The sequence below is a fragment of the Paraburkholderia sp. BR14320 genome (assembly GCF_040948665.1).
Classification (GTDB): Bacteria; Pseudomonadota; Gammaproteobacteria; order Burkholderiales; family Burkholderiaceae; genus Paraburkholderia; species Paraburkholderia youngii.
Genome location: NZ_JBFPKG010000028.1, coordinates 66,599 through 91,559 on the forward strand (window position 1 = coordinate 66,599; position 24,961 = coordinate 91,559).

Sequence of the window (24,961 nt, forward strand, 5' to 3'; positions counted from 1 at the left end):
TTCGTCGCGCGCTCGGCGGATCTACGGAGGAACACATGTTTGCAGAAGATGCTGACGGCGTCGAGAAACGCAAGCCGGGCACGATTCTCTTCCTGCTCGCGGTGTTGCTGATCGGCGGATACTTCGCGGTGCAGCACGCGCCGGACTGGATGGCCGGCATCGACCACGGCGTGCCCGCGCTCGGCATCGACGCGGCCTTACTGCAGAAGCTGCTGGGCGGCGCGGTCGCGATTGCCGTGCTGGTCGCCAATTGCTATCTGTTGCTGAGGCTTTCGCTGCGCTGGCAGATTACCGTCGTGTGGTGTGAACTCGCGTTGCTGGTCGTGCTGTTCTTCTCGACGTTCAATCTGAGCATAGACTTCATCGAGCGCAAGATCGGCTATCTGGTGCTGCAAGGCGCGACCACCACGCTCTATATCTCGGCGATCTCGATCGCGCTCGCGTTCGTGCTCGCGCTAATTGGCGCACTGGCGAAGCTTTCATCGAACGGGATCGCGATTGGCATCGCGACGTTCTACACGTCGCTGTTTCGTGGCCTGCCGCTGCTGATGCAGATCTTTATTCTGTATCTCGGCCTGCCGCAGCTCGGCTATGTCGTCGATCCGATTCCCGCTGGCGTGGCCGCGTTGTCGTTGTGCTATGGGGCCTATATGACGGAGATCTTTCGCGCCGGCATTCAAAGCATTCCGAAAGGGCAGTGGGATGCGGCACGCGCGCTCGGTCTCAGCCACGGCATGATGATGCGGCTCGTGATTCTGCCGCAGGCGCTGCGCGTGATCATTCCGCCGACCGGCAACCAGTTCATCGCGATGCTGAAGGATAGTTCGCTGGTGTCCGTCGTCGGCGTGTGGGAACTGACCTATGTCGCGACCACCGAGGGGCAGCGCGAATTCCGTCACATGGAGATGCTGATCAGCGCGTCGGTGATCTACTGGCTCGTGTCGATGGTGCTCGAAGTGATCCAGTCGCGGATCGAACGCCGCTTCAGGAGGTCCGCGCGATGACGCCGGTCGCGGCGTTTTTTTCCGTGTCATCATGTCTGGTCTGTTGGAATCCAATCACAACGAACTCCCGGACCTGCCATGTCATTCCATACCTGGTTGCTTTTCGCCGCTGCCTATCTGCTCACCACCATTTCGCCGGGACCGAACGTTCTGCTGGTGATCCGCAACTCGGTTCGCTATGGAAGCCGCGGCGCGACGGCGAGCGTTGCCGGTAATCTGCTCGCACAAGGAGTCGTCGTCGCGCTGGTCGCGCTCGGTGTCGGCGCGGTATTGACCACGCTGCCGCCGCTCTTCGTCGCGATGAAACTGCTCGGCGCGGGTTATCTGATGTATCTCGGCATCAGGCAACTGCGCGGCGGCGACAGGCAGGCAACGCAGGCCACGCAGCCCACGGGCGTCGCATCGCCCGCTTATACGTTCGAGCGCAACAAAGTATTCCGCGAAGCCTTGCTCGTGTCGGGCAGCAATCCGAAGACGATGATCTTTCTTTCGGCGTTCATGCCGCAATTCATCGACCACGAGCGCGGCCTGCCGGAGCAGTTCATCGTGATGTATCTGACAATCGCGGTCACGGTCGCGCTCGTGCACACCATTTATTCGCTCGGCGTGCGCGGTATCCATAAGCGCGTTGGGGCCAGCCGTTGGATCGCGGCGATCAAGCGCGGCAGCGGGCTCGTTTTCGTCGCGCTCGGCATCAAGCTATTGACCGCGCAACGCGCGTAGTCCATCACGATGAACTGCAAGAAAATGAGCCGAATGCAAAGCGTCGTCGATGTGAACGTGCTGTTTCTGAATGGGCAGGGCGAGTGCCTTTTCATGCAGCGCGCGAATACCGGTTTCAGGGACGGCCAGTACGCGCTGATTGCCGGCCATCTCGAACCAGGCGAATCGATCGAAGAGTGTGCGATTCGCGAATCGAAAGAAGAAGCGGGCGTGACGATTGCGCCCGGCGATCTCGAATTCAAGCTCGTGATGCGGCGCGACTCGGACACGAACCGCATCAGCTTCTTTTTCGCGTGCCGTTCATGGCAAGGCGAACCGGCGAACATGGAGCCGCACAAGTGCTCGGGCTTCGTGTGGGCGAAGCCGGACCAGCCGCCGGCGCCGATCGTCGACTATGTGGCGGCCGCTCTCGCGCATATCCGCGAGGGGGTAATGCTGGCCGATTTCAAGCCTTGATTGCGCCATTCCGTTTCCGAAGAATAAGCACGAGATCCAGTTTTATTGGCTGAGTTACTGCTTATTTCGTCACTTTTAATGACGATTCCCTCCGCGAATCAAACGCGCAATCTCCCGCTTCAATAGAGCGACGGAACGACCGCTCATTGACGCCGCGCCAATCCCCATTGCGCCGGAATTTGTCGCTTGCGCCAGTTTTGCGTTATCGTGCTGCACCAAAAAAATGGCGGAGCTGGCTAATTGCCGGCTTGGCCGTATCTCAACTCATCCTGAATGGATGAATGGCAATGTTTGATCAGTATCAGGAATCCCCAGCCATCCGGTTGGCAAGGTAAGTAAAGAGGAGATGTATCGTATGTCGTTCAAGCTTCACAAACTGCTTCCGCTCAGCGCAGCAGTCGTCGCATTCGCGGGCATTGCCGGTACGGCAAATGCGGATCAGGTCGTCAAGATCGGTCACGTCGGTCCGTTGACGGGCGGCTCCGCCCACCTCGGCAAAGACAATGAAAACGGCGCGCGCCTCGCGATCGAGGAAATCAACGCGAAGGGCCTGACGATCGACGGTCAGAAGGTCACGCTCGTGCTCGACGCGCAGGACGACGCAGGCGACCCGCGCCAGGCGACCCAGGTCGCGCAGAAACTCGTCGACGACAAGGTCGTCGCGGTGGTCGGCCACCTGAACTCGGGCGCGTCGATTCCGGCATCGAAGATCTATAGCGACGCGGGCATCGTGCAAATTTCGCCGTCGTCGACGAACCCAGCGTACACGCAGCAGGGCTTCAAGACGACCTACCGCGTCGTCGCGACCGACGCTCAGCAAGGTCCGGCACTCGCCGCCTACGCCGCGAAGACCCTGAACGTGAAGACCGTGGCCGTGGTCGACGATTCGACCGCCTATGGCCAGGGCCTCGCGAACGAATTCGAAAAGACCGCGAAGTCGCTCGGCCTGAAGGTCGTCTCGCACGACGCGACCAACGACAAGGCCGTCGACTTCCGCGCGATCCTGACCAAGATCAAGGGCGAGAATCCCGACGCGATCATGTACGGCGGCATGGATGCGACCGGCGGTCCGTTCGCGAAGCAGGCGCGTCAGCTGGGCCTGCGCGCGAAGATGCTGTCGGGCGACGGCGTGTGCACCGAAAGCCTCGCGGACCTCGCCGGTCCGGCGGCCGGCAACGTGGTGTGCTCGCAGGCCGGCATGGCCGTCGAGCGCATGAACGGCGGCGCGCAATTCGCGGCGAAGTACACGAAGCGCTTCGGTCATCCGATCGAATTCGACGCACCGTTCACGTACGACGCGGTGTATATCGTCGTCGACGCAATGAAGCGCGCGAACTCGACCGACCCGGCGAAGGTGCTGGCCAAGGTCTCGGGCACCGACTACAAGGGCGTGACCGGTCAAACGACGTTCGACGCGAAGGGCGACCTTCAGCACGGCGTGATCTCGCTGTACGACTACAAGGACGGCAAGAAGACGCTGCTCGACGTCGTGAAGATGTAAGAGCGCGGACGCATTAAAAGCGTTGAAAGCACGAAGGGCCGATGAAGCATCGCTTCATCGGCCCTTTGCTTTGACTGAAGCCGAGAGGCGCAAATCGGTTACACGACCGTTGCACCGATTAATATGTTTTACGACCTAATTGAGCAGAAAAAATATATTGGACGTCTTACTGGCGTTCTTGCACTATTCGTCTCCAGCGCCGACTCCGCGCTGCGATCCCCACGCCCGCGCGGGCGCTCATCAAAACCGATAACAGCAATACCTGAGGATACAGATGCCCAACTATCGCTCACGCACTTCGACTCATGGCCGCAACATGGCCGGCGCCCGCGCGCTGTGGCGCGCGACCGGCATGAAGGACGACGATTTCGGCAAGCCGATCATCGCGGTCGTGAACTCGTTCACGCAGTTCGTGCCGGGCCACGTGCACCTGCGCGACCTGGGCGCGCTGGTCGCGAAGCAGATCGAAGCGGCCGGCGGCGTGGCGAAGGAATTCAACACGATCGCCGTCGACGACGGTATCGCGATGGGTCACGGCGGCATGCTGTATTCGCTGCCGTCGCGCGAACTGATCGCGGACTCGGTCGAGTACATGGTCAACGCGCACTGCGCGGATGCGATGGTCTGCATTTCGAACTGCGACAAGATCACCCCGGGCATGCTGATGGCCGCGATGCGCCTGAACATTCCGGTCGTGTTCGTGTCGGGCGGCCCGATGGAAGCGGGCAAGGTCAAGTCGCCGACCGACGGCCAGGTGATTGCGAAGATCGACCTGATCGACGCGATGATCAAGGCCGCGGATCCGAAGATCAGCGACGCCGAAGTCGCCGAAGTCGAGCGCAGCGCGTGCCCGACCTGCGGTTCGTGCTCGGGCATGTTCACCGCGAATTCGATGAACTGCCTGACCGAGGCGATCGGCCTCGCGCTGCCGGGCAACGGTACGGTCGTCGCGACGCACGCATGGCGCAAGGGCCTGTTCGAGCAGGCGGGCAGCCTGGTCGTCGATCTGTGCCGCCGCTACTATCAGGAAGAAGATGCCTCGGTCCTGCCGCGCAGCATCGCCACCAAGCAGGCTTTCGAGAACGCGATGACGCTCGACGTCGCGATGGGCGGCTCGACCAACACCGTGCTGCACCTGCTGGCCGCCGCACAGGAAGCGGGCGTCGATTTCACGATGTCGGACATCGATCGCATCTCGCGCAAGGTGCCGTGCCTGTGCAAGGCCGCGCCCATGACCGACAAGTACCACATCGAGGACGTGCATCGCGCGGGCGGCATCATCGGTATTCTCGGCGAGCTCGCGCGCGCGGACCTGCTCGATCTGTCGTGCGGCAATGTGCATAGCGGCACGCTCGGCAACGCGATCGCGAAGTGGGACATCGCCGGCGGCGCGGGCGAGGAAGCGCAGAAGTTCTTCCGCGCGGCGCCCGGCGGCATTCCGACCACCGTCGCGTTCAGCCAGGAAGCGACCTACGCGACGCTCGACACGGACCGCAAGAGCGGCTGCATCCGCAGCAAGGAACACGCGTATTCGAAGGACGGCGGCCTCGCGGTGCTGTACGGCAACCTCGCGGAGAAGGGCTGTATCGTGAAGACCGCGGGTGTCGACGAATCGCAGTGGCTGTTCTCGGGCCGCGCGCGCGTGTTCGAAAGCCAGGACGATGCGGTCGATGCGATTCTCGGCGACAAGGTCGTGCCGGGCGACGTAGTGGTGATTCGCTACGAAGGTCCGAAGGGCGGTCCGGGCATGCAGGAAATGCTGTACCCCACTTCGTATCTGAAGTCGAAGGGTCTCGGCAAGAGCTGTGCGCTGTTTACCGATGGCCGTTTTTCGGGCGGCTCGTCGGGTCTCGTGATCGGCCATGCGTCGCCGGAAGCGGCGGAAGGCGGCACGATCGGTCTGGTCGAAGACGGCGACGTGATCGAGATCGACATTCCGCAGCGCAAGATGCATCTGGCGGTGTCGAATGAAGAGCTCGCACGCCGTCGTGCGGCGATGGAAGCGCGCGGCGCCGATGCATGGCAGCCGGCCAATCGCGAGCGTGTGGTGTCGCAGGCCTTGCAGGCGTATGCGGCGCTCGCGACCTCGGCCGATCGCGGCGCGGTGCGCGATATTTCGCAATTGAAGCGCAAGTAAAGCGCGGATCAGCGCGGCGGCCCGGTTCGCGGTGACGCGACGGGCCGAACAAAGACCGGTATGCGGGCGACTGCATGCCGGTTTTTTTTGCAGTGGCAGTGCCCCGCGCGGAGCCTTCCTTAAGCCGGAAAACTGGCAACGAGGTCATCGGCAGGCTGCGAAGACCCCGCCACCATCACGCAGTTTCTGCCGTTGGCTTTCGCGGCATAGAGCGCCGTGTCGGCTCTCGCCATTACCGACACAACGGTATCGCCATCGCCGAATTCGTCGACGCCAGCGCTGAGTGTGCAGGCGGCGTCGCCGGTCGGAGCACGCGCAACAGACGCCGCGACGAGTGCGCGCAACCGGTTCGTGAGACGGGCCGCTTGCTCTTTGCCGGTCAGTGGCATCAGCAGCGCAAACTCTTCACCGCCGATGCGGCCAAGGACGTCGGTTTGCCGTAGTTCGCGCGATATCGTCAACGCAACATGCGCAAGGGCCTGGTCGCCGGCCGCATGCCCGTATCTGTCATTGATGCCTTTGAAGTTATCGATGTCCAGGATCGCGATGGACAGCTTCGATTTCGCCACCTTTGCCAACTCGAACAGCGCCTCCGCGCGCGCGATGAAAGCGCGCCGTCCTAGCGCGCCCGTCAGATCGTCGATGGTGGCGAGGCGTTCCATCCGCTCCGCCAGCCGGTCATGAGCCAGCATCACCATGCCGACCGACAGGCATGGCAAAGTCAGGATGGCCATGCCGAGAAACGCGACGTTTAGCGGCGTTTCCTCCAGAAACACCGATTCATGCGCTAGCCCCGACCCATAGACGACACAGCGGACTGCGTGGACGACCGCCCCCAACACCGCGGCAACAGCCACGAAGTGGTAGCCGTATTTCGGTCTGCCCGCAGGCCGGTACCGCTGCACGACCCAGGCGATCACAAATCGGATGTACGCGAGAAAACCCGAGATCATCGCGCTCCGGGCACTGACATCAGGCCGCACGTAGGTCCAGTAAACGAGTCCCGCCAGGATCGCGCACAGCGCGCCGTACTCCCAGATCACCGATGGCGGCCGATGAAAGAATTGCCGGAAGCCGTGAATCGCGAGGAGCGACGCGGCGAGCAGCAATACGCTCGCGCCCAGTACGACGAGATCCGACCTACGGAACAGGAGGAGCGTGGCCGTGACGGCCAGCAGACCACTCGCCACGCACCAACGACGTATTCCTGGAACCTGAGTGTGAAACAGCGAGCCTAGAACGGCGACGCTCATCAGGCAGGACAAAATCGCAATGCCGATCAGCGCGTTCGGGATGGACATGGCAGCGTAACAATGGGTGTGATCCATGAAGGCGCCTGGCGCAATATGAGGTCGCACCGGTTACATCCGCTGCCTTCGCGCAAAGCGCATATCGTACCGGAAGAATTTTTCGCTTCGGATCGATTTTCAACGATTTTCGCCCGACGTTTTCCTTTCGAAACGCTGTCCACACTTCTCGGACCTCGACGCAACGGGGCGGTCGTCATGCCCGGGCCGGAGTTCGGCCTTATGCGAACTTCGCGTAACGGCCGGCTTGCGTCTATGCTTGACTCACTTGTTCGGCTGTCTACGACGTCGACGAGCTCTTCTGCAGTCTTCAATAATCGCCCGTTCACCAAGGGCAAACCCAACAGGAGAAAACCAGATGTCACGATCCATCACGCGGCGCGCTTTCATGGTGTTCGGTGGTTTGGCCTTAGCGGGTACGCTGACTTTGGCGCAAGCGGCGCCCGTCTCGTTCGAGGTGCCTTTGACGGGCGCTCAACAGGTGCCCCCGGTGCAGACGCCGGGCAGCGGCAACGCCAAGCTCACGTACGACTCCAGCACTCGGGTCGTCACCTGGAACATCACCTTCAGCGGATTGACGAGTCCGACCACGATGGCGCATTTCCACGGACCCGCTCCGGCCGGTAAAAACGCCGGCGTAAAGGTCTGGATCTCGCAGAAAGGCTCCACTGAGGTGACGAGCCCGATGACCGGTCAGGCCACGCTATCTCCGGACGAAGCGAAGATGTTCGAAGCGGGTGAGATGTACATCAACGTCCACACGAAGAACAATCCGAACGGCGAGATTCGTGGCCAGGTGACGCCGCCGAAGGGCGGCTGAAGCAGGCACGGCAACCGCGCCCCGAGATCGGGTGTGCGGCTTGCTCACAGATAAGCCGCAAGCAGCATCACCACGGCAACGCCGACGCCGAGCGGCAGCAGCGCCAGCAGCGCTGGCGCTTGGCGCGGCGCGTTCACGGACGAGGGCAGCAGTTTGTAGCCGGTCAGCATCGGACGCAGCAGGTTGTGTCCCTTCGCGACTGCGTAGACGGCGATCACGAGAACGTGCAGCGCCACGGCCGCGAGCAGCACGTACCAGAGCAGCCCATGCAGCGCCGAGATTGCGTTGGCGAGCCACGCGGGTACCAGTTCGCTCAACGGGCCTTCGTCGGCGATGTCGTTGTTGACGTAGAGCCCGCTCAGCGTCTCGGTCAGCAGCAAGGCGAGCAGAAATAGAACCATCCAGCCGCCGGCTGCATTGTGGCCGACCTGCACATCCGGTTCGCGATGAAACAGCCGGCGCAAATGACGAAGCGCGGCCGCGGGCGATGCCACGAAACTGCGAAAGCGCGCGGTTTCGCTGCCAAAGCAGCCCCATAGCAGCCGGAAAATAACCAGGGCGAGCAGCGTCTCGCCGACGCGCACGTGCCAGTCGATCCAGTTCAGCTTCAGGGTGATATAAGCCGCAGCGACCAGCGCGACCACCAGCCAGTGAAACAGTCGCACCGGCGCGTCCCAGACCAGCACCGGGCGGGACACTGGCTGTGTCGGCCGCGTGACGGGTTTATGTGCATCCATGTGTTGGGCCTACGTGCGCGATCGGCGGTTTGGCGGTGCGTGGACTGGCGGTAGCGGGCGATTAAGCATACCTCTCACTGATGCCTGACGTACTGCGCCGAATGCGCTCGAACTGAACTTCGATAAACTGCACTAGCGGCGTAATAGCATTTCGGGCTTCTGCGCCTTGGCGAAAATCGCCCAGGCGCTGGGCGTCAGGGTGCTTGCCGAAGCGCAGGAAGAACGGCTGATTGACGCGCTGATCCACGATGACATGGTCAGCGTGCTGCGAAGCTATCGCGCGAATCCGAAGCTGCTGCCGCCGTTCGAGCCGCGCCTGAACGGCTACGTGTCGGCGGCGGACCAATCACAGCTGACGCTGCCGTCGAGCGTCGCCGGGATGCCTGCCGGAACGCACGAGATCATCGTCGGCGACCAGGAAATTCACGTCGCCATTGCCGGGTTGGAAGGGGCACGGCTCTACCGTGTCTATGACTTCAGCCGTTACGAGAAACACTTCAAGCAGATGATCAACGTGCTGATGGCCGGTACGGGGCTTTTTGCGCTGCTGACCATCTGGCTTTCATTCGGCGTCTCGGGACTGCTGGTACGCCAGGTTGCCGGCCTTGCCCGCCAGGTCAATGCGCTTCGGCACGAAAACGCGGCGCTGATCGATCCGGGCAGGTATGACGAAGCCGAAATTGCAGGACTGGCCGAGGCTTTCAACGACTATCACCGACGCATGGCCAACATGATCGCGCGAGAAAAAGACTTACACGCAATAAGCAATGGCAGTGGTCGTTAACAAAAAAACCGCTACGAGTCTCGTGAACTCGTGGCGGTCTTCCGACAATCGTCGGTCTATACGACGATGGTTGATAGTCGAGGCGTCAATCAGTAGTCCCACTGCACCGGTACGAAACGGAAGCTTTCGCCGTGCTTCGCAACGTGACCGATGGACGGGAATGCGACATGCGCTGCTGCCAGCAGAGAGCCGGTTTCAGCGGCTTCGTTGAATAGCGCGATTCGCACGTCCACAGCCTTTTCAGGATCGTGCTCGAAGCCATTTTGCCAAGCAGGATTATCGAAGCCGACCTCGAAGATTGCGTCGCCTACGAACGTCAGCTTCTCGCCCTTTGATGCGACGTCGACGACGCAGTGCCCCGGCGTGTGCCCGCCCGTCACGCGTGCCGACACGCCCGCTGCGATTTCGACGGTTCGATCGAATCGCACGATGTTTTCGCCGTAGAGTTCCACGAACTTTGCAGCAGCCTTGCGAAGCGCCGGAGGAACCGATTTCGGCATCACCGTCTTGCTGAAGTCCGGCTTTTTCCAGAACTCCACTTCCGCGGCCGACACGTGAACGCGCACGTCGGGGCGCAGCTTGGCCTTGACGCCAGCAACGTTGAGCCCGCCGACGTGATCCATGTGCATATGCGTAATCACGATATCGGTAATCGCAGCCAGGTCGATGCCAGCCGTTTCCAGGCGCATCACCGAGCGACCGGCGCGCGAAAAGTATTCGAAGCCGTCGCCCACGCCCGAGTCGATCAGGATCAGGCGTTCGCCGCTGCGCACGAGCGCGATATTCAGTGCCCAGTCGAACATGTCACGTTGCAGGAAACGGCCATCGAACCATTCGTTGCGGTCCGCTTCGCTCACGTTAGTGGACATGGTGGAGGTGGGCAGCGGCAGAATGCCATCGCTGATCAGCACGACGTCGATGTCACCCACGCGCACGGCGTAGCGCGAAGATACGAGTTCGCCTGAATCTTCTTTGCCAAGGTTGGCGATAACCGGCTGCACATTGCGGGTAGTTGCGCTCATCTTCAATAGTCCTGTTGATTAAGTGGGGTAAGCCGCACTGGGCGACGCGGTTCACGAGTACGACCACGAGCTTCGCGCGCTTCGTTGTGCTCGCGTTTCGACTGATCGTCAGAGCGATTTTAGTTAGGCTGGCGAACGTAAGTAGTGTCGCAAATGCGTTTATCGTGTTGTCCGAATGGCAACAATCGAAGCCCATGTTGATTGATGTTCCGCGCGCAACACTGTGGGTGCCGGCAACGATCTACCGCAGGAAGCAGCACGTACGTACGATCGCTCGTGGATGGACCGCCGTCGCCGCGCACGCCGAATATGGCGCCATACGCGGCGGCAATCTGTAGAGGCAACATCGCATGGAGAAACTACATGAAGTTCATCGTCATTGGCGGTACGGGACTTATCGGCAGCAAGGTGGTGAAGAACCTGCGTGAGCGCGGCCATACCGCCGTCGCGGCTTCTCCAGCAACGGGCGTGAATACGTTCACGAACGAAGGACTGCGCGAGGCGCTCGAGGGGGCCGACGTCGTCGTCGATCTTGCCAATTCACCTTCGTTCGAGGACAACGCGGTTTTGGCCTTCTTCGAAACGTCGGGCCGCAACCTGTTCGCGGCGGAAATCGAGGCCGGCGTCCGGCATCACGTCGCGCTTTCTGTCGTCGGCACCGGCAGGCTTTCGCAAAGCGGCTATTTCCGCGCCAAGATCGCGCAGGAAAAACTCATTCGCGATTCGGGCGTGCCATACACGATCGTGCATTCCACACAGTTCTTCGAGTTCCTCGGTGGCATTGCGCAATCGGGCACCGAGGGCGACAGCGTCCGGCTCTCGCCCGCTTTCTTCCAGCCAATCTCGTCCGACGACGTGGCGGCGGCCGTGACGGACTTCGCGGTTGGCGAGCCGCGCAACGGCATCGTGGAAATCGCCGGGCCGGAACGCGTTCGACTTGCGGCAATGGTGCGACGCTATCTACAGGCGACGCATGATAACCGTACGGTCTTCGAAGATGCCGACGCGCGTTACTTCGGCGCGCAACTGCAGGACGACACGCTTGTGCCAGGTCCGCATGCGCGGCTGGGCTCTGTCGATTTCGACGCGTGGTTCCGGCAGGCCCAGGCGGCGAAGTAAACGCGACCCATGAAGGCGCGTTATCAGAGGTCTTAGCGTCGAGCTATTCCACTCGTCGATTAGCGCTCCCCCTGTTTGCCCGTCTGGTAAGGCGGGCTTTTTTTCTGTTCATACCGGAGTGCCCATACGCACGATCAGATGTCGCGCGTGTGTGGAATGATCACCGCCTGGCCGTGCAGTGTGCCGTTCGCGTCGAGTAGCTGCCACAGTGTGGCTTGCTCGATCATGAAGCGCTCGCCAGACTTGGTAACACGCACGCCCCGGTAGTTCGTCTCGTAGCCGAGCCGCTGCACGCGTTCGAGGAATTGCTGCCGTTCCTCACGATTCGGGGCCTCGGCGGAAAGCCGCGACGGCAGCCTGGTGATTTCATCCCAGCTATATCCAAAGCGGCGCTGTGCGGCCTTGTTGCCGTAAATAAAGACCGGGTCGGGATCGGTATTGTGCGCGAGTACCGCGAATGAGGCATGTTCATAGAGCCATTCGGTCGCTTCAGCAACGGGCATGACGTGAGGAACCAGACTGTGGCCGACTAGCCGGGCGTAACTATCGGAAAGGAGTTGGTAAAAAGACGGATCACGGTGAAGTGGAATCATCGGATTTATATCGACGAAGAACATTGGGGACACTGGGTCGCGGAATCCTGATCCAGATTGTCCATGATTGGTGCATCCAGGTCGACCAACCGAGACCTGACGGGGACAGCGGTGTTGAGCGGCCGGTCGAAACCATTGCCGCACCAAAAAGCCCGCCGAAGCGGGCCTATGTTAAACGTTAACTGCGCACGAAGGCGAGCAGATCCGCGTTGAGGACCTCTGCGTTCACCGTCAACATGCCGTGCGGAAAAGCCGGGTACGTCTTCAGTGTCCCGTTCTTCAACAGCTTGATCGACTTCAGCGCCGCAGCGGCGATCGGTACGATCTGGTCGTCGTCTCCATGCAGTACGAGCGTCGGGACGGTAATCGCCTTGAGATCTTCCGTCTGGTCAGTTTCCGAGAAGGCTTTGATGCCCTCATAGTGCGCTTCCGCACTACCCATCATTGCCTGCCGCCACCAGTTTTGGACCACACCTTGGTACACGGTCGCGCCGGGACGGTTGAAGCCGTAGAAAGGACCGGCCGCGACGTCGAGGAAGAACTGGGCTCGATTGTCTGCGAGCGCTTTCCGGAAACCGTCGAAGACTTCGACTGGTAGACCTTCTGGATTTGCGTCAGTCTTGAGCATGAGCGGAGGCACGGCACTGACCAGGACGGCTTTGGCTACTCGTCCCGCCGGCTGCCCGTGTTTCGCTACATACCGGGTTGCCTCGCCGCCGCCCGTCGAATGGCCGATATGCACCGCGTTATGCAGATCGAGTGCTTCAACGACGGCAAAGGCATCGGCAGCGTAATGGTCCATGTCATGACCGCCCGAGACCTGCGACGAACGACCATGGCCGCGCCGATCATGCGCGATGACGCGGTAGCCTTTCTGCACGAAGAACAGCATCTGCGTATCCCAGTCGTCGGAAGATAGCGGCCAACCGTGATGGAAGACGATAGGCTGGGCGTCCTTTGGGCCCCAGTCTTTGTAGAAGATATCGACATTGTCCATAGTCCTGACGTACGGCATGGTCATGCTCCTTTGACGTTATCCGCGCTAGGAGACGGATCATCGTGATCCGGCGCCCGCGCAACAGAAGTCACCGCTTCGGCACGAACGCTCGCAAAAAGCGGACGAAGCTAAGCGATGTGAAGACAGGCATTGGGACGGAACAAAGACGTACCGTCGGAAACATCGTAGCAGTCGCAAGGGTATGCGAACCATGCTTAATGTTGCCGGACATGCAACACGGTGAACCGTCCCGCCCGCCTCACCGTCCTCGGGCTACAGGGCGATCGTCTGCTGTTCGAGATCCTCCGTTCGCTCCCCTAGCATCGATCGAACATCGCGCTCGATGTGCGCGCACAGCGTCGAAATCGGCACGTCATTCGCGCTTCCTTCAAACGGGTTTTCAGTGCTGTCGCCCACCTGTTCGAGCGAGGTGTACATCCACGAGACGGCCACGCTGAACGGCACGACGAGCCATATCATGTTTCCGTGCATAAAGCCGCTCACGCTGTCGTTGAGCCTGTCGAATTCTCGCAGTAGGCCAAACGGAAAAAGCAGGCAGAAGAAGCGGACGAATAGCGCGCACACGGTTGCGTATTGACGGGGATACGGAAATTCCTTCAACTGTTCTGCCTTTGCTTGCAAATCAATGAAATCGCCCAACGCGCGTTGAAGTTCCAGATAGTACGACGGATGCAGTTTTCCCGCCGCGTGAAGCTTCTGCAGACATGCGCCTTGGGCGCTCAGCAGGCTTGTCGCGGCGCTCGGGGAATCGAGCGTCTGCTCGGTCTCCAGCACAGTCAAATATTTGCGCAGCGCTTCTTCGAGACTCCTTTCCCATTCGGGCACCCTGTAGTGCCGACGGTATTCGGTATTGAATCGCTTGCTCATGCTTTCCCACACGCGCGGGCGGCGCAGCGAGTAACGCAATGCAGTGAGCCAGGCGAGATGACGGTCGATCAACTGCCGGCTGGTGCCGTCGTCGTCCAGAAAATCGCGGGCAAGCTGGCCCCAGCGCCGGCTCGCGCTCACGATGCCTGTCCAGATCGTTTGGGCATCCATCGCCCTGTTATAGGTCTGAACGTTCTTGAAGCCGACAATGAACGACGTGGCGGTGCCAAGCAGAACGACGATCGTGAGCGGCACTGACAGCCACGCCATGCCGCAAAACTTGAAGAGAATGACGGGCAACGTGCCCCAGATGATGAGGGCATAGATTTGCCTTCTCGTCCAGAACAGGAACTCCGATAACTTATAAGATTTGCCGAGGTGCATGGCGCGGTTACCTGGTGACGCGGTGACGTTCGCCTGCGATTGACTCATGCGTGGACAGTCGCTTGAGGGCTCAGGCGGGATAAGGCCTTTCGACTCGCACGTGAAAGATGCAACCAGGCACGCAGAGCATGACCTGTGCATCCATCATCTGACGCTCCGTGGGGCTACCTCGGCTTGTCGCTGACGTGAATCCGCGCGGACGCAGTTCAGTTCGGCGCACTCTGGTACGTTGCGACGAAGCGCGCCTGTGCGACGATCTTGCCGTGCATCTGAAACGCAACGAGCGCCGGACTCGACGCAGCACTGACGTCGATATGTGGCACGTCAAGTGCGTACGCAGTGACCACATAGCGATGCGGCTTGCCTTGCGGCGGACAGGGCCCGCCGTACTTTGATATGCCGAAGTCAGTCAGCGTTTCAATGGCGCCAGCCGGCAGCAGTTGTCCGTTGCCGGAGGCGCCTTTCTGAAGCGACGTCTGCGAGGGCGGTATGTTGGCAACCGCCCAGTGAGTCCAGCCCAGCCCCCCCGTCGGCGCATCGGGATCGTGAATGGTCACGACGACGCTGCGGGCTTCGGCCGGTAGGTGCGACCAGGACACACCGGGCGACACGTTCTCGCCGTGGCAACCGAATCCGCTGTACACCTGTTCATTCCTGAAGCGGCCATGATCGAGGTCGGCAACTTTGAGGGAAAACGGTTCAGCGGCGGCGACCGCGGGCAGCGTTGCGAGTAGCGCGCATACGCAGACAGCTTTTCGTGGCAGGACAAAGAGTCCCATGTCAGCCTCCTGTGATTGAAGAAAGTGCAGTGACTTCGCTGTCAGACGGTATCGCGCGCCGGTGCGCGGTGGAAGCCGGGCCACGGAAACCACTGTGTTGCCTCGTGCGCAACAAGCACCTATCCCGTGAGCGTGATGCAATTCCAGAGGGCGCCCGCTCAGTGCGGATGCCTGGTCAACGAGGGCGCGAGGGGGGGACTGGCGTTCAACGGGACGATGGCCGATTCTCGGTTGTTCGAATCGATCCAGATCCAATGCAGGACTGCGGCTGGTTACTTCGCGCGATCACACAAACTGTGCGCGGCTTGAAGGAAGGATGCGCGCTTATCTGACGTGCATAACGCTAACTGGAACGCCTGCTCGTCACCGCCTCGATGGCAGCTGTCAGTTCTTTGGCACTCAAAGGCTTGGTCAGAAACGCACAGGCGCCCGTGGCTAGCGCTTCCTGCTGCAGTTCAGGCTTCGGATAGGCGGAGACAAATACTGTTGGTATGGACCGTCCGGTTTCGATCAGACGCAGAGTCAATTCGAAGCCCGACATGCCGGGCATCTGTACGTCCGAAATGATGCAATCGGGCTGCGTTTCTCCGGTACGTGCGATCAGGTCCGCTCCAGACTCGAAGGTCAAGACAACGTAATCGAGCGATCTGAGCAGGCTTGAGAGTCCAGATCGAAACGAGGGATCGTCATCAACGACCCAGATTACCTGTGGCGAGCGCAATTATCCTTCTCCCAGTCCGCGCCGGCTGCGACGGTTTGGCCGCCCTGTCGTGTGTGCGCAAACGAAGGATACTCAACGTAGGGCCCCGTTGAAAGCATACGCGGGTATATCGAGAGGTTAGTGCGGGTCGTGGGTGGAATGCGGGAGGCGAGTGAGCTACGCACTGCAGCGGGCGGTGCCGGCGATGCCGGCACCGCCTCGCCAGAATCCTACATTTAAATTACACTTCGGGAGGCAGTTTAAATCTTGGTGCGCAACCGATGCGTTGTGCACATCAGTACAGGAAAGGAACGCGAATGGAGAAAAATACCTTTCCAGCCGTAGCTAACACCGACGGTGCAATTGTCTATGTAATCGACGACGACGCGTCGCTTCGCTCGTCGCTCTCGAGCTTACTGCGTTCGTGCGGATATTCGGTACGAACCTTTGAGGGGACGCGCGATTTCATTTCGGCCGAAAAACCAGGTGTTCCGAGCTGCCTGCTACTGGACGTTCGCCTGCAGGGGGAGAGTGGTTTGACGTTCCAGTTGAGCGCGAGAAGGCATCAGGTCGACATGCCAATTATCGTCATGACTGCCCATGCGGATATTGAAATGTCGGTGGAGGCCATGAAAGCCGGCGCCGTTGATTTCCTGACCAAACCTGTCCGGGAGCAACGTGTTATCGACGCTGTTTCATCGGCGATCGGTCGTCATGCCGAGCAATTGGAGAGATCTCTGACAAGGGTTTCGCTTCTGGCGCGTTACGAGACGCTGACCGTGCGGGAGCGTGAAGTGATCTGGTACGTTGTGAAGGGGCTTTTGAACAAGCAGATCGCTGCTGAAATGAACCTGAGCGAAATCACCATCAAGATGTACCGTAGTGCTGCGATGAAGAAGCTTGAAGCGCTATCGCTTCCCGATCTGATCAGAAAGACGGACATCATCAAGGGTTGTGTCTCGACGAAACAGGAATGGTGATAGCGCACCTTCGCGAAGCCTGACAGCGCGGCGCTATGTCCTCCCGCTGGACGGAACAGGTTTCGCGTGCGTAATTGTAGTGAACCGATTTCCGCGTATTTGTGACATCGCGGACAAACAGTTGATCCGGTTTTTCATGAAACAGATCATCCTGATCGCTTTAGTATTTCATCTCTGCCGCTCTGGATTTCCCCTCATCTTCGATATGGGTATCTAACTGGCCGATCTTGTCGAGGAAGTAAAATAATCCATATCCGATTGGAAATTGTGACCTTGATCATCATGCGTTGAATTTTGATTTAGTGCTTCACTCTTATTGCCATGATTTTTCTGAAGGACCAATTTGTCCTACAGAAAAACAGCCGCCAGGAAGGAAAGAACGATGCTTAAGGATTTTGAAGGTCGTCTCGCTGTGGTCACGGGAGCGAGTTCCGGAATTGGGCTTGCGACTACCCGTCGCTTATTAAACAATGGGGCGCGCGTGCTGGCGATGAGTCGAACGAAAGGGGGTTTGGCGGCATTGCAGTCGACATTCGACGAGAGGCTCGTATGGATCAAAGGGGACGTCACACGAAGTGACGATCTCGAGTTGCTTTCTGCGGAGGCCCAGCGGCTGGGTCCGATCGACTTTCTGGTGCCGAATGCAGGCATCGCTATATTGGACGACGGTCTTGAAGCCGCGGCGTTCGAGCGTCAATGGGCAGTGAACGGAGCGGGTGCGCTGAACACGCTTTCAGTGGTGCGAGAACAGTTGGCGAAACCTGCGTCGGTTGTGTTCATCGGGACGTTTCTGTCACAGACAACATTTCCGGGGCTGGGCGCGTATATAGCATCAAAGGCGGCGGTCAAGGCGCATGCGCGGACGCTCGCAGTGGAACTGGCACCACATGGCGTCAGAATCAATCTGGTCTCGCCGGGACCAACCGCTACAGCAATCTGGTCCTCGTTGGGCTTGCCAGATGATCAGCTTTCCGCGATCGCGGAACGTGTCAATCGGCGTTTGCTTCCTGGCCGCTTCCTCGAGGCCGATGCGGTAGCCGACACAATCATGTTTTTGCTGTCGCCGGCGTCTCGCGGGATATATGGTCAAGACTTGATAGTCGATAATGGCTATACGTTGGCCTAGGACATTTATCTTCGGCCACGCGTCTGCACTCAGACGGCTATTCCGCTGAAATACATTTGGGACCCAACATCGCATTCGACTGAACGCGATGTTGCTTGCTGTCTCTCGGTCGGCTTGTTCAAGCCTTGTTCAAGCGCGCCGAGAATTGATTTGTCGTATCCTGACGCACCATTCCATCCGCCCTCGTCTCGCACACGACAAGGTGCGCGTTTGCATGGCCATCCATGCGCAAACGGCTTCGAAGCGGGAGCTCGACATCAACTGCGGTTTCAGACCGGCGAACGAGTGGGTAACGATAGACCCGCAGGCTGACCCGCGGCCTTTCCCGGGCGCTTGAAACGGGTGGCGAGCGCGAGATGCGGGCCGTCGAGCCTGTGGTCGATACTCCGACGCTTGCCCATGCCTTGCCCTCCACTCGTTAGGCCACGCTCCTACACTGTCTATAACCCCGAGTTCATCAAAAACGTCACCTCTGCTTCGTTCGCACGCGAGACCGTAATGACCGCACCGTTACCGGCATTGACCATCGAGATCGATCCGCAACATGAGTTGCCGATCTATCTGCAAATCTGCGAGCGCTTCCGGACTGCGATCGCCGCGGGGAATCTGCGCCCTGGAGACCGCGTGCCCGCATTGCGCGGTCTGGCCACGCAGCTGAATACCGCACTCGGCACGGTTGAACGCGCGTACACGACCCTCGTCGACGAGGGCTACCTGCAGGTGCGCGGCGCGGCGGGCACCTTCGTATCGCCATCGCTTCCGGTGTCGGCGATGCGATCGTCAAGGCTGCAAACCGTTCGGTACTCGCTCGACAGGCCTCGCGCGGTCGCAGGCGGAGTGACGACTGAGCCGGTCGCGCCGCACGGCAGTCAATCGGCGCTGGATCGACCGGTCGTCCCCTTCAGCGGCGAACCGCTGCCGTTACAACCGGGCTTGCCTGCGCTGGACGCTTTTCCGCGCAAGGTCTGGAACCGGCTGTTCTCGTTTCGCGTACGCAGCGGCGAACGTGCGGCACTCGCTTATCCAGCGCCGGCCGGCTACCAGCCACTGCGCGAACACATCGCTACCCATCTCGGACTGTCGCGCGGCGTCACCTGCCTGCCCGAACAGGTGTTCGTGACCGGGAGTTACCGCGCGACGCTCGAACTCGTGATACGCAGTCTCGCATCCGCGGGCGATCGCATGTGGTTCGAAGATCCCGGCTATCTGCTCGCACGCAGCTTTCTGGCCGATGCCGGCGTGCGGCTCGTGCCGGTGCCGGTCGACGGCGAAGGGATCGACGTCGAGCGCGGCATACAACTGGACGCGCAGGCACGCTTTGCACTCGTTACGCCGTCGCATCAGAGTCCGCTCGGACACACGCTGTCACTCGCGAGGCGGATCGCACTGCTCGATTGGGCGGAGAACGCCTCTAGCTGGATCCTGGAAGACGATTACGACAGCGAGTTCCGCTACACGGGCCGGCCTTTGCCGGCTTTGAAGAGCATTGACCGGCACGGTCGCGTGATCTATTGCGGCACCTTCAGCAAGGTGATTTTTCCGGGCTTGCGGCTCGCGTATGTGGTCGTGCCGGAACGGGCGATCGAGAGCGTCGAGCGGGTGACGCACAGCATGAACGCAGGCGCTTCGACATTGCTGCAGGCGGTTGCTTCGGATTTCATCGGGCAGGGACATTTCGCGCGCCATCTGAAGCGTATGCGCGCGTTGTACGAGGAGCGTCGCATGCTGATCGTGGACGCGTTGAAGGGGGCGTTCGGAGAACGGCTGATGGTCGATCCGCCATCGGGCGGAGTGCAGTTTGCGACCCGATTCGCCGAAGGCCCCAATGGCGCAATCGACGATGTCGCAGTTGCCGCGCGCGCCCGCGAAGCCGGACTTGCGGTTCTGCCGCTTTCGAGCTGGTACGCGGATGGCCGCGCACCGCACACTCCGCGCGGTCTGGTGATGGGCTTTGCGAACGTTGCCGATGCGCGGGAGGCCGAGCGTCTCGCGCGATTGTTGCGAGCCTGCCTGGACGACTGACATCACGAATCGATCAAGCGTTGCGACCGTTTAAATCATGGAACGGTCCGGATCGCGTGCAACGCTGCCGCCGGTCGGACACTACGCTGGCATCGCCGCAATGCAGTTCATAGCCTCGCTCGCATTGGCGCGGTCCAAATTATTCAAATCAAGCGCCCGGATCTGCTCAGTCATGAAATCGATAAAGACGCGGACCCGGATCGGCAGGTGTTCACGGCAAAGGTAGCAAATGTAGTAGGCGCGCTCCTTCGACACATGCTGGGTCAACGTCATCACAAGCTCCTGGCGCCTCGCGCAGTCCCAGATCTGATGCGCCGGCATCTGCGCAATGCCGCGACCACCGAGGACGGCATCGCGTACGAGATCCGCGTCATTGAACGTCAACTTGGAGGGAGGGAGGAATTTTTGAGTCCGGCCCTCCACCATGAACTCCCACTCGACCACTCGCCCAGTTGAATGTTTCATGTTGATGCACTCGTGCTGGCCAAGCTCGCCGAGGCTGGAAGGAAGTCCGTGCCGCTCGGCGTAGGCACGCGACGCGCAAACGACGAGCTGCATCGGAATCAGCCGCTTTGCGACGATGCGGGAGTCCGTGAGGTGTCCATCGCGGAACGCAACATCGATCTGGCCACCGGCGAAATCCACCGGTTTGTCATCGAGAAGCAGTTCGACCGAGATGTCCGGGTAGAGCTCGGCGAACTTCAACAATAGCGGCGCGACCACATTGCGCCCGAAACCGATGCCCGATGAGACCCGCAGCAAGCCACGAGGCGGACCGTGGCGCAGGTCGAGCATGTCGTTGACGGCCCCGACGATATGAGCCACACCAAGATTGCAGTGCTCAAAAAAGCGCTCTCCCTCGCGTGTCAGGCGCGTGGTTCTCGTCGTTCGAAGGAATAGGCGTGTGCTGAGCTGCTTCTCGAGCCGCTGGACACTGCGCGAGACGCTCGAGCGTCCAACTCCAAGTCGCTCGCCCGCTTTGGCAAAACTCCCTTCTTTAGCAACCGCCATGAACGTGACGATGCCTGCATAGCTGCTCGCAAAGCAGTTTAAGAAAGGATCGGCGTGGTTCAGAAAATCGGCAGGAAAGGCGGGTGGCGAGATATTCAATTGATTCATGAAACGCTCCAAAGCTATTCGACTTGCGGACGTTGAGACGCATGGGCATGTCGTCCCGCGCGAACGGGACAGAGCTCCACAGCGACGTTTCCCCAAGCCAAGTTACTTCGCACGCGTACCTCATACCAGTCTACGATCGTACGGACCCCGCATACCTTTGTTTGGTCAAGTGTTTCGATTCAAAATCGACCGTCGCTAATTGATTATCGAAAAAATTAGAGAGGAGGAAATCGGAGCCGGATTCGATAACAACGCTGTATTGGACATCGGGTAAGAGGGCAAATCCGACACTTGCCATCGTGCGTGATTGCAGAGCACTAAAAGGCTTACCTTGCATGACGCCGAAATGACGCGAACGACAGTGGACCGTTCCCGATACCTACGATGAGATGACGTTACGGTGGTCTCTACTATACGAAGGTATGAGCGTTTTAATCCGGTAAGTAGCTTATGCCAATTCAAAGTAGGGTGGCGACGTGGGTCTATCAGGGATACCGTTGACCATGACGATTCAGCCTGCATTTGCATCTGTTCAGCACGGAGATCGGACTAGCAATAGGAAGACGGACCATGAAATCTGCCTGACTGTGACCCGCCCACACCCGCAACACCGATTCGAGTAGAGCGCCAGCCGATCGATACCGACGGCAATCCTCTGATGTGTTTGTGCGGCGAGCGGTCCCGAAATGCCGAAATGACGTGTGACGCGGCGTAATCGAATTCGTCGATTCGCCTCTCGCAGCCGCCTGACGAGCAGCAATCATTCCAACTTGGAGGAACCCGTATGGTATTGGAACAATCGGATATTTGCGATCCATGGGCGAGGACCGTCGGGTTGCTGGGGCAATTGTCGGACGAGCTACCCGTAAACGGCGAAACGAGCGTTGCCGCTTTGTTCAAGCGGGAAGTGCAGAACGTGTCAACGGTACCGGTCGTGGGCGTCACGGTACGGCTGCTAGAGCGTTCGACTGCCACGAGAGTTACGCTCGCCTGGAGTGATCCCTTGCGTTGTGCTTACCATGATCAGGAGTGGCATCTGACTCGCGCACGCCACTCCGGAGTTTGCGCGATAAGTGGAATGAAAATCCGCCGGGGTGAGATCGTCTATCGTCCTCGGGCAACGCGCCCGAGGATGCCGCTCAACGCGAATGCGATGATTCATCCCATTGCGTTACAGGGCGATCAGTGAAGTCACTGGAATGACAACGCCAGGATTCGATCGATGGTCACTGTTCGTTATCGGCTATAGGCGGGGTCCATCACAACCCATACGTTATCGATGAAGCAAGCATGCTGTGATTGTTGCTTTTCTGGAAACTCAGAAGCATGCACTGCTGATCTTCTATCGGGGACAAGGCATTCATATGATGGTGAGTCAGATCCGATCCGCCCGGTAGATGGCTCGGTTGAACGCCGCGAAATGCTCTGAGTTTTTTGTTCTTTGCGATGCACTACTTGCCATCTGAATGAAAGCAATATTCGGCTCGCACACAGAGCTCTGAACTTTCTATATTTTTCCGTGAGACTTGTCGTGCATCGCGCATTTACTAACGCGTCGCTCTTCGTGTTGCTATGCCTCGCAGCAGCGTGCGTATTCGCCCAGTCACCGGCTTTGTCGTCCGCGATGGACGAGCGTATGCGCGCCTGCACGTCGTGCCATGGTGTACAGGGGCAGGGGCGCAGCAACGACTACTTCCCCCGCATTGCCGGCAAGCCTGCTGACTATCTGTTTAATCAGCTGTCCGCGTTTCGCGACGGCGCCCGGACCTATCCGCCGATGAGTTACCTGCTGGCGTTTCTGACCGATGAAGATCTGCGCAGGATCGCCCAGTACTTCGCTGGTTTTCAGCCTCCGTATCCCGATCCCGATACTGCCGCGGTGCCGCCCGATGTGCTCGACCACGGCAAGCAACTCGTGATGAACGGCGACGCGTCACGCAAGCTGCCCGCGTGCGCGGCGTGTCACGGAGCCCGCCTGACCGGCGCGAAGCCCGGCGTGCCAGGCCTGCTCGGTCTCCATGCGAGCTATATCGCCGGGCAGATGGGGACGTGGCGCTCGGGCACGCGACACGCAATCGCGCCCGACTGCATGCATGAGATCGCCGCGAGGCTGAATGATCGCGATATCTATGCGGTTTCCAGCTGGCTCGCGCGGCAGCCTCGGCCCGACGATCCCTGGCCGTCGCCGGCAGGCGGTTTAAAGCTGCCGCTAGCATGCGGGAGCCAAATGCAATGAGGAATCGAATTTCCCGTCCCGCTTCATGCGTCGTTACGTTCGTCGCTGCTATAGCCGCGTCGATGTTCGTTTGCACCACGGCGAGCGCGGAAACTCGGCAGGCGGCATCCGCCGATGCCAATACGCGGTCGGGGATCATCGCGCGTGGCGAATATCTCGCGCGCGCGGGCGACTGTATCGCCTGCCATACCGCGCCGCGTGGCAAGCTTTTCGCGGGCGGGCTCGCGATGGAAACACCGTTCGGCACGCTCTACTCGCCCAACATCACGCCCGATCCGCAGTACGGAATTGGCCACTGGAGCAAGGACGAATTCTTCAGGATGATGCGCACGGGCAAGTCACCCGACGGCAAGCTGATCTATCCGGCCATGCCGATCGCGCAGTACACGAAGGTCACCCGTGAGGACTCGGATGCGATCTACGCTTACCTGCAATCGATCGTGCCGGTACCGCAGCCGAATCGGCCGCATGAACTGAAATTTCCGTTCAACCAGCGCGAACTGCTTATCGGGTGGCGCACGCTTTACTTCCGCGAAGGGGCCTATCAGCCGAATCCAACGCGGTCAGTCGAATGGAATCGCGGCGCGTACCTCGTGGAAGGCCTCGGCCACTGCACGATGTGCCATACGCGGATCAACATGCTCGGCGGTTCGTCGCGCAGCGAAGAGTTCGCGGGCGGCCTGATCCCGGTGCAGCAGTGGTATGCCCCGTCGCTGACCTCCGACAAGGACGGCGGCCTTGGCGACTGGAGCATCAAGGACATCGTCGATATGCTGCAGGCGGGTCTCTCGGAGCGTGGCGCGGTGTATGGCCCGATGGCGGAGGTGACCTTCCACAGCCTCCAGTACCTGAGCGACGACGACGTCAAGGCGATGGCGATCTACCTCAAGGCGCTGCCGGACAACAAGGGCCGCAAGAACGGCCCCTCCGCGGCGACCGACACGAAGGTATTCGCGCGCGGCGCACAGGTGTACAGCGACAAATGCGCGATCTGTCACGGCAGCGATGGCAAGGGGAACGTGCCGAAGTATCCGCCGCTGGCCAGCAACCAGTCGATCGAAATGGATTCGGCGGTCAATCCGATTCGCATCGTGCTCAATGGCGGCTTCCCGCCGGGTACGCGGCGCAACCCTGAACCGTACGGAATGCCGCCGTTCGCGCAGGAATTGAGCGACGACGACGCAGCCGCGGTCGTGACTTACATTCGGACCGCGTGGGGCAACCACGGCCTGCCGGTCACGGCGAAAGAGGTCAACGAGCTGCGCAAGGCGCCATTGCGCTAGACGAGCACGACGACGCGCGGTATCCGGGCATCGTTTCGTATCACCACCTCCTCACTGAGAACCCCATGATGGAGACCAACGACAACCGCAAAGATCCGCTGCTGGACGCCACGATCGAGCTCATCGTCGCCGGCGGACCGCGTGGCGCGATCGCGCTGGCCGGTGTGGCCACCGTGATCGTGTTCGCGATCTGGTTCGCCTTCTATTTCCTCGCATTCCTGCCGCGCGGCCCTATCAGCTGATC

23 protein-coding genes and 1 pseudogene are annotated in these 24,961 nt (G+C 60.2%); 15 read left to right on the plus strand and 9 right to left on the minus strand.

Annotated features, from left to right (window positions below; translation table 11 throughout):
- The first annotated feature begins 35 nt into the window (after positions 1-35).
- The 5 genes from AB3X89_RS24105 to ilvD all read left to right on the plus strand — a co-directional run bounded on the left by AB3X89_RS24105 (position 36) and on the right by ilvD (position 5,821).
- Positions 36-1,004, plus strand: coding sequence for an amino acid ABC transporter permease (locus AB3X89_RS24105; protein WP_368585504.1), 969 nt, complete (start codon positions 36-38; stop codon positions 1,002-1,004).
- A 78-nt stretch (positions 1,005-1,082) separates the two neighbouring features.
- Entirely contained in the window at positions 1,083-1,727 is a 645-nt protein-coding gene (locus tag AB3X89_RS24110; protein WP_368585505.1) for a LysE family translocator, read from the plus strand.
- A gap of 24 nt (positions 1,728-1,751) precedes the next feature.
- A complete protein-coding gene (locus AB3X89_RS24115; protein ID WP_368585506.1) occupies positions 1,752-2,183 on the plus strand; it encodes an NUDIX domain-containing protein in 432 nt (143 codons plus the stop codon).
- A 355-nt stretch (positions 2,184-2,538) separates the two neighbouring features.
- Positions 2,539-3,684, plus strand: a complete 1,146-nt coding sequence (locus AB3X89_RS24120) for a branched-chain amino acid ABC transporter substrate-binding protein (RefSeq protein WP_368585507.1) — start codon at positions 2,539-2,541, stop codon at positions 3,682-3,684.
- A 274-nt stretch (positions 3,685-3,958) separates the two neighbouring features.
- Positions 3,959-5,821, plus strand: a complete 1,863-nt coding sequence (gene ilvD, locus AB3X89_RS24125) for a dihydroxy-acid dehydratase (protein ID WP_368585508.1) — start codon at positions 3,959-3,961, stop codon at positions 5,819-5,821.
- 119 nt (positions 5,822-5,940) lie between these two features.
- Here ilvD and AB3X89_RS24130 read toward each other — a convergent pair whose 3' ends face one another.
- Positions 5,941-7,149, minus strand: coding sequence for a GGDEF domain-containing protein (locus AB3X89_RS24130; RefSeq protein ID WP_368585509.1), 1,209 nt, complete (start codon positions 7,147-7,149; stop codon positions 5,941-5,943).
- A 337-nt stretch (positions 7,150-7,486) separates the two neighbouring features.
- On the opposite strand from AB3X89_RS24130, the gene AB3X89_RS24135 reads away from it, so the two are divergent.
- Positions 7,487-7,948: a CHRD domain-containing protein gene (locus AB3X89_RS24135; RefSeq protein ID WP_368585510.1), complete on the plus strand. Its 462-nt coding sequence runs from the start codon at positions 7,487-7,489 to the stop codon at positions 7,946-7,948.
- A 44-nt stretch (positions 7,949-7,992) separates the two neighbouring features.
- Here AB3X89_RS24135 and AB3X89_RS24140 read toward each other — a convergent pair whose 3' ends face one another.
- Positions 7,993-8,685, minus strand: coding sequence for a cytochrome b/b6 domain-containing protein (locus AB3X89_RS24140; RefSeq protein WP_368585511.1), 693 nt, complete (start codon positions 8,683-8,685; stop codon positions 7,993-7,995).
- 148 nt (positions 8,686-8,833) lie between these two features.
- On the opposite strand from AB3X89_RS24140, the pseudogene AB3X89_RS24145 reads away from it, so the two are divergent.
- A pseudogene (locus tag AB3X89_RS24145) lies at positions 8,834-9,433 on the plus strand (sensor histidine kinase); the annotation flags it as partial.
- A gap of 125 nt (positions 9,434-9,558) precedes the next feature.
- Here the strand turns inward: AB3X89_RS24145 and AB3X89_RS24150 are convergent.
- Positions 9,559-10,491 (minus strand): MBL fold metallo-hydrolase, encoded by a 933-nt coding sequence (locus AB3X89_RS24150; RefSeq protein ID WP_368585512.1) that lies wholly within the window; start codon positions 10,489-10,491, stop codon positions 9,559-9,561.
- A 363-nt stretch (positions 10,492-10,854) separates the two neighbouring features.
- On the opposite strand from AB3X89_RS24150, the gene AB3X89_RS24155 reads away from it, so the two are divergent.
- On the plus strand, positions 10,855-11,610 hold the full coding sequence (locus AB3X89_RS24155) for an SDR family oxidoreductase (RefSeq protein ID WP_368585513.1): 756 nt from the start codon (positions 10,855-10,857) through the stop codon (positions 11,608-11,610).
- 134 nt (positions 11,611-11,744) lie between these two features.
- On the opposite strand, the gene AB3X89_RS24160 is transcribed toward AB3X89_RS24155, so the two are convergent.
- The 5 genes from AB3X89_RS24160 to AB3X89_RS24180 all read right to left on the minus strand — a co-directional run bounded on the left by AB3X89_RS24160 (position 11,745) and on the right by AB3X89_RS24180 (position 15,972).
- Positions 11,745-12,203 carry an MEKHLA domain-containing protein gene (locus AB3X89_RS24160; RefSeq protein ID WP_368585536.1) on the minus strand — a complete coding sequence of 153 codons (459 nt, stop codon included), beginning with the start codon at positions 12,201-12,203 and terminating at the stop codon, positions 11,745-11,747.
- 178 nt (positions 12,204-12,381) lie between these two features.
- Entirely contained in the window at positions 12,382-13,218 is an 837-nt protein-coding gene (locus AB3X89_RS24165; RefSeq protein WP_368585514.1) for an alpha/beta fold hydrolase, read from the minus strand.
- 255 nt (positions 13,219-13,473) lie between these two features.
- Entirely contained in the window at positions 13,474-14,472 is a 999-nt protein-coding gene (locus tag AB3X89_RS24170) for a bestrophin family protein (RefSeq protein ID WP_368585515.1), read from the minus strand.
- Between the two features lie 206 nt (positions 14,473-14,678).
- Complete coding sequence (locus tag AB3X89_RS24175) at positions 14,679-15,251, minus strand: YbhB/YbcL family Raf kinase inhibitor-like protein (RefSeq protein WP_176368732.1); 573 nt, start codon at positions 15,249-15,251, stop codon at positions 14,679-14,681.
- Between the two features lie 343 nt (positions 15,252-15,594).
- Positions 15,595-15,972, minus strand: coding sequence for a response regulator (locus AB3X89_RS24180; protein WP_368585516.1), 378 nt, complete (start codon positions 15,970-15,972; stop codon positions 15,595-15,597).
- A gap of 296 nt (positions 15,973-16,268) precedes the next feature.
- Here AB3X89_RS24180 and AB3X89_RS24185 point away from each other — a divergent pair, with 296 nt between their 5' ends.
- From AB3X89_RS24185 to AB3X89_RS24195, 3 genes are all read left to right on the plus strand, one after another.
- Positions 16,269-16,931: a response regulator transcription factor gene (locus tag AB3X89_RS24185; RefSeq protein ID WP_368585517.1), complete on the plus strand. Its 663-nt coding sequence runs from the start codon at positions 16,269-16,271 to the stop codon at positions 16,929-16,931.
- A gap of 382 nt (positions 16,932-17,313) precedes the next feature.
- The gene (locus AB3X89_RS24190; protein ID WP_368585518.1) at positions 17,314-18,057 is read left to right on the plus strand and encodes an SDR family NAD(P)-dependent oxidoreductase; all 744 of its coding nucleotides are present in this window, start codon (positions 17,314-17,316) and stop codon (positions 18,055-18,057) included.
- Between the two features lie 498 nt (positions 18,058-18,555).
- The gene (locus AB3X89_RS24195; RefSeq protein ID WP_368585519.1) at positions 18,556-20,079 is read left to right on the plus strand and encodes a PLP-dependent aminotransferase family protein; all 1,524 of its coding nucleotides are present in this window, start codon (positions 18,556-18,558) and stop codon (positions 20,077-20,079) included.
- 81 nt (positions 20,080-20,160) lie between these two features.
- Here AB3X89_RS24195 and AB3X89_RS24200 read toward each other — a convergent pair whose 3' ends face one another.
- The gene (locus tag AB3X89_RS24200) at positions 20,161-21,198 is read right to left on the minus strand and encodes a LysR family transcriptional regulator (RefSeq protein WP_368585520.1); all 1,038 of its coding nucleotides are present in this window, start codon (positions 21,196-21,198) and stop codon (positions 20,161-20,163) included.
- A 784-nt stretch (positions 21,199-21,982) separates the two neighbouring features.
- Here AB3X89_RS24200 and AB3X89_RS24205 point away from each other — a divergent pair.
- The 4 genes from AB3X89_RS24205 to AB3X89_RS24220 all read left to right on the plus strand — a co-directional run bounded on the left by AB3X89_RS24205 (position 21,983) and on the right by AB3X89_RS24220 (position 24,959).
- A complete protein-coding gene (locus AB3X89_RS24205) occupies positions 21,983-22,387 on the plus strand; it encodes a DUF3331 domain-containing protein (protein ID WP_368585521.1) in 405 nt (134 codons plus the stop codon).
- A 435-nt stretch (positions 22,388-22,822) separates the two neighbouring features.
- Positions 22,823-23,434 carry a cytochrome c gene (locus AB3X89_RS24210; RefSeq protein ID WP_368585537.1) on the plus strand — a complete coding sequence of 204 codons (612 nt, stop codon included), beginning with the start codon at positions 22,823-22,825 and terminating at the stop codon, positions 23,432-23,434.
- On the plus strand, positions 23,431-24,717 hold the full coding sequence (locus tag AB3X89_RS24215; RefSeq protein WP_368585522.1) for a cytochrome c: 1,287 nt from the start codon (positions 23,431-23,433) through the stop codon (positions 24,715-24,717). Before AB3X89_RS24210 ends, AB3X89_RS24215 begins: the two co-directional genes overlap by 4 nt.
- 68 nt (positions 24,718-24,785) lie before the next feature.
- Positions 24,786-24,959, plus strand: a complete 174-nt coding sequence (locus AB3X89_RS24220; RefSeq protein ID WP_368585538.1) for a hypothetical protein — start codon at positions 24,786-24,788, stop codon at positions 24,957-24,959.
- Positions 24,960-24,961 lie beyond the last annotated feature (2 nt).

Coding starts and splice junctions, on each gene's coding strand:
- AB3X89_RS24185 (WP_368585517.1), top strand. CDS start 16,269: ATGGAGAAAAATACCTTTCCAGCCGTAGCTAACACCGACGGTGCAATT.
- AB3X89_RS24130 (WP_368585509.1), bottom strand. CDS start 7,149: ATGGATCACACCCATTGTTACGCTGCCATGTCCATCCCGAACGCGCTG.
- AB3X89_RS24140 (WP_368585511.1), bottom strand. CDS start 8,685: ATGGATGCACATAAACCCGTCACGCGGCCGACACAGCCAGTGTCCCGC.
- AB3X89_RS24160 (WP_368585536.1), bottom strand. CDS start 12,203: ATGATTCCACTTCACCGTGATCCGTCTTTTTACCAACTCCTTTCCGAT.
- AB3X89_RS24175 (WP_176368732.1), bottom strand. CDS start 15,251: ATGGGACTCTTTGTCCTGCCACGAAAAGCTGTCTGCGTATGCGCGCTA.
- AB3X89_RS24215 (WP_368585522.1), top strand. CDS start 23,431: ATGAGGAATCGAATTTCCCGTCCCGCTTCATGCGTCGTTACGTTCGTC.
- AB3X89_RS24210 (WP_368585537.1), top strand. CDS start 22,823: ATGGACGAGCGTATGCGCGCCTGCACGTCGTGCCATGGTGTACAGGGG.
- AB3X89_RS24115 (WP_368585506.1), top strand. CDS start 1,752: ATGAGCCGAATGCAAAGCGTCGTCGATGTGAACGTGCTGTTTCTGAAT.
- AB3X89_RS24195 (WP_368585519.1), top strand. CDS start 18,556: ATGACCGCACCGTTACCGGCATTGACCATCGAGATCGATCCGCAACAT.
- AB3X89_RS24105 (WP_368585504.1), top strand. CDS start 36: ATGTTTGCAGAAGATGCTGACGGCGTCGAGAAACGCAAGCCGGGCACG.
- AB3X89_RS24200 (WP_368585520.1), bottom strand. CDS start 21,198: ATGAATCAATTGAATATCTCGCCACCCGCCTTTCCTGCCGATTTTCTG.
- AB3X89_RS24120 (WP_368585507.1), top strand. CDS start 2,539: ATGTCGTTCAAGCTTCACAAACTGCTTCCGCTCAGCGCAGCAGTCGTC.
- AB3X89_RS24170 (WP_368585515.1), bottom strand. CDS start 14,472: ATGCACCTCGGCAAATCTTATAAGTTATCGGAGTTCCTGTTCTGGACG.
- AB3X89_RS24150 (WP_368585512.1), bottom strand. CDS start 10,491: ATGAGCGCAACTACCCGCAATGTGCAGCCGGTTATCGCCAACCTTGGC.
- AB3X89_RS24110 (WP_368585505.1), top strand. CDS start 1,083: ATGTCATTCCATACCTGGTTGCTTTTCGCCGCTGCCTATCTGCTCACC.
- AB3X89_RS24155 (WP_368585513.1), top strand. CDS start 10,855: ATGAAGTTCATCGTCATTGGCGGTACGGGACTTATCGGCAGCAAGGTG.
- AB3X89_RS24220 (WP_368585538.1), top strand. CDS start 24,786: ATGGAGACCAACGACAACCGCAAAGATCCGCTGCTGGACGCCACGATC.
- AB3X89_RS24205 (WP_368585521.1), top strand. CDS start 21,983: ATGGTATTGGAACAATCGGATATTTGCGATCCATGGGCGAGGACCGTC.
- ilvD (WP_368585508.1), top strand. CDS start 3,959: ATGCCCAACTATCGCTCACGCACTTCGACTCATGGCCGCAACATGGCC.
- AB3X89_RS24190 (WP_368585518.1), top strand. CDS start 17,314: ATGCTTAAGGATTTTGAAGGTCGTCTCGCTGTGGTCACGGGAGCGAGT.
- AB3X89_RS24135 (WP_368585510.1), top strand. CDS start 7,487: ATGTCACGATCCATCACGCGGCGCGCTTTCATGGTGTTCGGTGGTTTG.
- AB3X89_RS24165 (WP_368585514.1), bottom strand. CDS start 13,218: ATGCCGTACGTCAGGACTATGGACAATGTCGATATCTTCTACAAAGAC.